The sequence below is a fragment of the Asticcacaulis taihuensis genome (assembly GCF_900100255.1).
Lineage (GTDB): Bacteria > Pseudomonadota > Alphaproteobacteria > Caulobacterales > Caulobacteraceae > Asticcacaulis > Asticcacaulis taihuensis.
The window spans coordinates 24181-30633 of the sequence record NZ_FMTS01000013.1; the positions used below are offsets into that span (position 1 = coordinate 24181).

Below are 6453 nucleotides of genomic sequence, written 5' to 3' on the forward strand. Positions count from 1 at the left end.
AAGACTGGGCGCTTTGTACTGAAAACCTCGCTCCTCTGCCTGAACCGGACTCAATCGATAGCGGTAGCGTGAAATCAGGAAGAATATCTGTGTCATCTGTGGATACCCTTCCTGTCTGTGTCGCAGCGGGCGATAAGGTCGCTTTTTGATCCACAGATGACACAGATATTCATAATAACGACACGCTACCGCTATCGTTTGTGAGTGAGGCGCGCAAGACCCCTCCGTCAGCGACACCGGCCCTGCGGGCTTCACCCGCAAGGCCGGGCGCTGCCACCTCCCCTTAAAAAGGGGAGGATCAAGAAAAAGCCGTCGCATCGGTGAGGATGCGACGGCTCTGGCAGAAAGTCAGAAACCCCACCACCATCCGGCTTCGCTGAAGACGCTTCGCCGGACGGTATAAGGGTGGATTAGGCGGCCAGGGCCTTTGTCAGGTTTTCGCTGATCTTGTCGAGGAAGCCCTCGGTCGTGAGCCAGCCCTGCGACGGGCCGACCAGCAACGCCAGGTCCTTGGTCATGAAGCCGGCCTCGACGGTGTCGATACAGACCTTTTCCAGGGTTTCAGCAAACTTCGTCAGTTCGGCGTTGTTGTCCAGCTTGGCGCGGTGCTTGAGGCCTTGGGTCCAGGCGAAGATCGAGGCCATCGAGTTGGTCGAGGTGGCTTCGCCCTTCTGGTGCTGGCGGAAGTGGCGGGTCACGGTGCCGTGGGCGGCTTCGGCTTCCATGATCTTGCCGTCCGGCGTGACCAGGGCCGAGGTCATCAGGCCCAAGCTACCGTAGCCTTGCGCCACGGTGTCGGACTGGACATCGCCGTCATAGTTCTTACAGGCCCAGACGAAACCGCCGGACCACTTCAGCGCCGAGGCGACCATGTCGTCGATCAGGCGGTGCTCGTAGGTCAGGCCCAGTTCTTTATACTTGGCGGCGTATTCGGCCTCAAAGATTTCGGCGAAGATATCCTTGAAGCGGCCGTCATAGGCTTTCAGGATGGTGTTCTTGGTCGAGAGGTAGACCGGATAGTGGCGGGCGATGCCGTATTCGAACGAGGCGCGGGCGAAATCGCGGATCGACTCGTCGAGATTGTACATGCCCATGGCGACGCCGGCGCCGGGGAACTGGAACACTTCGTATTCCTGCACCTTGCCGTCTTCGCCTTCGAACTTCATGGTCAGCTTGCCGGGGCCGGGGACGAGGAAGTCGGTGGCCTTGTACTGGTCGCCGAAAGCATGGCGGCCGACGACGATCGGCTGCGTCCAGCCGGGGACGAGGCGCGGCACGTTCGAGCAGATGATCGGCTCACGGAAGACAACGCCGCCCAGGATGTTGCGGATGGTGCCGTTGGGCGACTTCCACATCTTCTTCAGGCCGAATTCCTTCACGCGGGCTTCGTCAGGCGTAATGGTGGCGCACTTGACGCCGACGCCGCACGCCTTGATGGCATTGGCCGCATCGATCGTCACCTGGTCGTCGGTGGCGTCGCGGTGTTCCATGCCCAGATCGAAATACTGGAGATTGATGTCCAGATAGGGGTGGATCAGCTTGTCCTTGATAAGCTGCCAGATGATGCGGGTCATTTCGTCGCCGTCGATATCGACGACCGGGTTCGCCACCTTGATTTTAGCCATTACAGAATCCTTTTCCAAACGGGAGCTGACAAGGGGGCGCACAGGGCCGGCCATGCCGCTAACGGCGCCTGCTATAGCGGAAAAGGTGGGCGGCGCAAAACGGTAAATTGGGCAGCCGGATCATTGTGTTTTCGCGAGGTAAAATGTGGCCCGGCGCTTGCATTGCCCTTGCGTAAACAACAGTGAGGTGCCGAAATGAACACGCAGTCGATTGAAACGCCCAAGCATTCCGAATGGATGGATACGGCCCGCGCCTTTGCGCTGCTGCCTCTGGCTCTGGTGATGCTGGTCTTCCTGGCGTTCCGCGAATACCGGTAAGTCCGGCTATTCGTCGAGCATATCGCCGAGGGCGTCCAGTTTCCGCGCCCAGGGTGAGCGCCGCGCGGCCAGCCACTCGCCCAGGGCGTCAAGGCCGGGCTGGGCCAGCGCGCAGGTGCGCACCCGACCGGTCTTCTGGGTGGTGACCAGGCCGGCGGCTTCCAGTATGGCGAGGTGCTGGCCGACAGCAGTCAGGCTCATGGCGTAGGGCTCGGCCAGTTTCGACACCGACAAAGGTGCGTCGGTCAGGCGCTCGACCATATCGCGGCGGGTGGGATCGCCTAAAGCGTGGAAGATTTTGGCGATGTCGCTCAAAGCGTATCCGCCACCTGATCAAGCAGCTTGGTCCAGCCGTGCTGGCGCATTTCGGGGCCATCGGAATGCTCGAAGAAGGCGCCCTGATGGGTGAGGATGAGTTTTGTGCCGTCGCCTTCGGCCAGAAACTCGAAGGTGAGCAGGGAGGCCGAGAAGGGCCGGTCGTTCATCGCCATGTTGGAGCCGATAACGATACGCTCATTTGGCACGATATCGAGGTAGAGGCCGTCGCTGGTCATTTTCGCGCCTTCAAAGGGCGTATCGGCGCCCATGATATAGCCGGCGAATTCGCGGCCGCCGACGCGGAAATCCAGTTCGAAACCGGTCATGGCCTGACGACCAGCGCTGAGCCAGCGGGCCTTGTTCTCCGGATTTGAAAAGGCGGCAAAGACGGTTGCCAGAGACTTGGGGTAGGTCTTTTCAATAATGAAGGTGTGGTGGACGACGGGTTGGGACATGGCGCTGCCTTTCTGACAGTGAAGTTATGGCTTCAGTATCTGGCGGCGCGCGCGAATAGTCAAGTTAAAACTTTAGTGTTTGTTCGCTTGTATTCTCCAATCGGGATTGATAGGTCTGGCAAAATGGGGGAGGCGTTATGAACGGCGAAATTGCGCAACTCGTTGCCTTAACTTGCTATGGGAATGCGATCTTGGCTGGGCAGTCTGTTCCTGGCTTCTTTCCGCAAAACTCCACATGCCAGTTTGCGGAATATATAAGATTTTCAGATGCAGGTCGGCTTGTCGCAGAAACGCCGGATATCTGGTTTTCCTCGTTAATAAAAGAAAATGCGCTCGGACTGGTGCTTGGTGCGACTGCATCCAATAATCCTCACGCGCCGGATCGTTTGTTGGCCGGTTTCGTGGGTGGTGGCAGAACTTGGTCTGTAGAAGTTATTTTGCCAGATGGGAAAAGCGAGTTTTGGGCTGCGAGTTGGCGTGTCGGCAATCAAGCGGCGCTAGACAGGCGTATCTGGCAGATCAGTTATGAAAAACATAAGGCGGCGGCCACTCAGCCGCATGGCTTTCGGGCGCTATCTGATATCAAGTCGGATTTTCAGGCGGCTTTACGGGATATACGCGCCTTTTCGCGCAAGCATTTCGGCGATGAAGGATTTACGGTCCTTTTCGATAACGCGCTCAAAGCATTGGAAACGCCCTCGTATCGTCCGGGATATCACCAGGATCTTTATCCCGATGGCAGCCTGCCAATAACCGCTCAATCTTTACTCAGCGCAGCGTCCGCCGCTTGGGTGTTTGGTGGTATGGGATCATGGAATGATCTTGGATTTGAAGATGATCAGGCAGAATATGATCGGGTATCAGAGGGCCTCTACCTTATTATCAACGAGGCGATTGGCACAGCTGCCAGTAGTTCCTGGCGCGGCAGTGGGTTAGCTGGATAATGGCTTAAAACGTCATGGACGCGCGAGCGTCTGGCTTCTATAAGCCGCACATGAGCGAAAACCTTCCCTGCATTATTCTCGACCGGCCGCAATTGGCGGAAAACATCGGCGCCGTGGCGCGCGTCATGGGCAATTTCGGCCTGACCGAGTTGCGTCTGGTGGCGCCGCGTGACGGCTGGCCGCAGGAAAAGGCGTGGACCATGGCCGCCGGCGCGCAATGGCCGCTCGATGGCGCCATGGTTTATGCGACCGTGGAAGAGGCTACGGCTGATCTACAGGTGGTTTACGCTACGACGGCGCGCAACCGCGAGGTCAATCTGCCGGTGATCACGCCGCGTGAATGCGCGTCGGATGGCATGGGAAAGGCGCGCGAAGGGCTGAAAACCGGGCTGCTGTTCGGTGCCGAGCGCACGGGCCTTGAGACGCACGATCTCATTCACGCCCATTATATTGTCACTATTCCGGTCGATCCGCGCTTTTCGTCGCTGAATTTGGCGCAGGCGGTCAATATTGTGGCTTACGAATGGCGGTTGCAGATCATGGATGCGCCGGGCGCCGAGTTCACCAAGAATCAGGACCCGCCGGCCGAGATGAAGCATCTGGTGGGGCTCTATGAGCATCTGGAAGCCGAACTGGATGTCTCCGGCTTCTTCTTCCCGGAGGCCAAGCGGCCTTCGATGGTGCGCAATCTGCGCTCGTCGCTCAATCGCGCCAGCCTGACCGAGCAGGAAATTCGCACCTGGCGCGGCGTCGTCACCGCATTGACCAAGGGCAGGGGGCGCGTGCTGGCGCGTCTGGCGAAAGAAAAAGCAGAGAAGGGCGAGTGATGCTGTATCTGGCGATCAAGGCCGTATTGTCGGGCATCATTATCGCGGCGGTCTCTGAAATCGCCAAGCGCTGGCCGGGTTTTGGCGCGCTGGTCGCTTCGCTGCCCCTTGTTTCGATCCTGGGGATGTTGTGGTTGTGGCGCGATACGAAGGATATTGAGCGTATGGCGGCCCATGCGGAAGGCACCTTCTGGTTTGTCCTGCCGTCCCTGCCCATGTTCCTGCTGATCCCCTTTCTGCTTCGCCGAGGCGTTGGCTTTTATCCCGCGCTGGTCAGTGGCTGCGCGTTAACCATTGGTCTGTATATGGGGATGGTATTTATCGGGCCGCGCTTCGGGTTAAAGCTGTAAAGGGCGGGATTTAAAAAGGGGGCAATCATGGCCGGAATCGAACTCTATGCACCGCGCACCGAGCGCCATCGCCGGACCTGGACCGCTTTCGCCATCCCCCTGAGCGTCATCTTCATTATTCTTGGCATGATGCCGGGCGCCTTTATCGGCCTGATCAATCATATTCCGCTGATTCCCGGCACAAGCTGGATTGGCGATGTCTATCAGCTCCTGATCTTCGGGCCGATCATCGGTATTTTTCTGCTGTGGGCCTGGCTGTTCGAGCGCCGCGGACCGCAGACGCTCGGCTTCAACAGTGATTTCGTGAAGCGTTATCTGCGCGGGCTGGCGATTGGGCTTGGTTTTCTGGCGACGGTGGTGGGCAGCATCTGGCTGCTGGGCGGCTATCAGTTCGAGAGCCTTGGCTTCTGGAGGGCGCCCAGCCTGATGACTTTCGTGCCGCTGGTGGCGCTGTTTCTGGGCTTTATGGTGCAGGGCGCGACCGAAGAAACCGCCATGCGCGGTTATCTGTTGCAGGTCATTGCGTCGCGCCACGGCATCTACTGGGGCATCGCCGTCAATATGATCGTCTTCTCACTACTGCACGCCGGCAATATCAAGCCGTCGCCGGAACTGGCTGTGGGGCTGCTCAATATCGTGCTGGTGGCCATCTTCCTCAGCTTCTACGCCATTCGTGAAGGCTCGCTGTGGGGCGTTTGTGCCTGGCATACGGCGTGGAACTGGCTGCTGGGCGTTGGATTTGGCCTGGAAGTCAGTGGCGAAAAACTTGCGGCTGCGCCGATTGTCGTCGATCTGATGGGCAAGCCGGGCGCCGCCTGGTGGTTGACCGGCGCCAGCTTTGGCCCGGAAGGCAGCCTTGTCACTTCCGTTGTGTTGGGTGCGGCGATTGCCTGGCAGGTGTCTAAGGGCGCCTTGAAGCAGGGCGAGGGCTATCCGGCGCCGCAAAAGCTGGCGGAAACGGCGGTTTAATCCGTGTTCTGTGCATAAACGGCGTTATGTGAGAAATGCCGTTGACTCGTGGGGGAGGGGTGGTTAGAAGCCGCCCTCCCGACGACGACATAGTCTTTCGGCGACGACATGAACCGCAGGAAACTGCAGGAATTAGAGTCCCTTAAGGCGATTTTGAAGGCGGGGTGCCGACCGGTTTTCTGCCGAATTTCGCAACTGCAAAATTCTTCAAATACTCGGTTGACAGGGTGCGGTGGTTCTCTTAGAAGCGCCGCTCCTGCTGAGGGAGCTTTCGGGTTTCTGAGGTGTTTCTGGTTTGAGTTTTTTGTTTTTAAAGTTTTTAAAAATAAGGGCTTGACTGGGAAATTTGAGCGGTTATATACGCCGCTCCGCTGACGAAGGGGTCCGGTTTGACCGGGTTGTTTTGGAAGTGAGGGTTGAGAGCAAAAACTTTTTAAAAAGAATTGCTTGACACTAAAAATTGATGCGGTATAAGCGCCGCTCTCCTCGACAAGGATTTAAGTTGTCGCTCTGGACGGTTTAACCGCCGTTTGGTGAACTACCTTTTGCGCTTCGGATGTTGCGCATTTCGGTCTTTGACATTGTAGATATTGGAAAGAGAATCGCAGGCGGCGGTGTTCTTGCGGAGTGTTGAGATACACTCCATA

At 57.8% G+C, this 6453-nt stretch carries 8 protein-coding genes; 5 read left to right on the plus strand and 3 right to left on the minus strand.

Annotated features, from left to right (window positions below; translation table 11 throughout):
• Window positions 1–410: 410 nt before the first annotated feature.
• Window positions 411–1625, minus strand: a complete 1215-nt coding sequence (locus BLO49_RS17895; RefSeq protein ID WP_090650963.1) for an NADP-dependent isocitrate dehydrogenase — start codon at window positions 1623–1625, stop codon at window positions 411–413.
• Between the two features lie 195 nt (window positions 1626–1820).
• Here BLO49_RS17895 and BLO49_RS18695 point away from each other — a divergent pair, with 195 nt between their 5' ends.
• Window positions 1821–1943, plus strand: a complete 123-nt coding sequence (locus BLO49_RS18695; RefSeq protein WP_281187325.1) for a hypothetical protein — start codon at window positions 1821–1823, stop codon at window positions 1941–1943.
• Between the two features lie 6 nt (window positions 1944–1949).
• Here the strand turns inward: BLO49_RS18695 and BLO49_RS17900 are convergent, their stop codons facing one another.
• On the minus strand, window positions 1950–2258 hold the full coding sequence (locus tag BLO49_RS17900) for an ArsR/SmtB family transcription factor (protein WP_090650965.1): 309 nt from the start codon (window positions 2256–2258) through the stop codon (window positions 1950–1952).
• Window positions 2255–2716 carry an SRPBCC domain-containing protein gene (locus tag BLO49_RS17905; RefSeq protein WP_090650966.1) on the minus strand — a complete coding sequence of 154 codons (462 nt, stop codon included), beginning with the start codon at window positions 2714–2716 and terminating at the stop codon, window positions 2255–2257. Before BLO49_RS17905 ends, BLO49_RS17900 begins: the two co-directional genes overlap by 4 nt.
• 137 nt (window positions 2717–2853) lie before the next feature.
• Here BLO49_RS17905 and BLO49_RS17910 point away from each other — a divergent pair, with 137 nt between their 5' ends.
• The 4 genes from BLO49_RS17910 to BLO49_RS17925 are packed head-to-tail and all read left to right on the plus strand — an operon-like array spanning window position 2854 to window position 5806.
• The gene (locus BLO49_RS17910) at window positions 2854–3660 is read left to right on the plus strand and encodes a hypothetical protein (RefSeq protein WP_090650968.1); all 807 of its coding nucleotides are present in this window, start codon (window positions 2854–2856) and stop codon (window positions 3658–3660) included.
• Between the two features lie 50 nt (window positions 3661–3710).
• Complete coding sequence (locus BLO49_RS17915; RefSeq protein ID WP_090650969.1) at window positions 3711–4487, plus strand: RNA methyltransferase; 777 nt, start codon at window positions 3711–3713, stop codon at window positions 4485–4487.
• Window positions 4487–4837, plus strand: coding sequence for a DUF3147 family protein (locus tag BLO49_RS17920; protein WP_090650971.1), 351 nt, complete (start codon window positions 4487–4489; stop codon window positions 4835–4837). Before BLO49_RS17915 ends, BLO49_RS17920 begins: the two co-directional genes overlap by 1 nt.
• A 27-nt stretch (window positions 4838–4864) precedes the next feature.
• Complete coding sequence (locus BLO49_RS17925) at window positions 4865–5806, plus strand: CPBP family intramembrane glutamic endopeptidase (RefSeq protein ID WP_090650972.1); 942 nt, start codon at window positions 4865–4867, stop codon at window positions 5804–5806.
• Window positions 5807–6453: the final 647 nt, after the last annotated feature.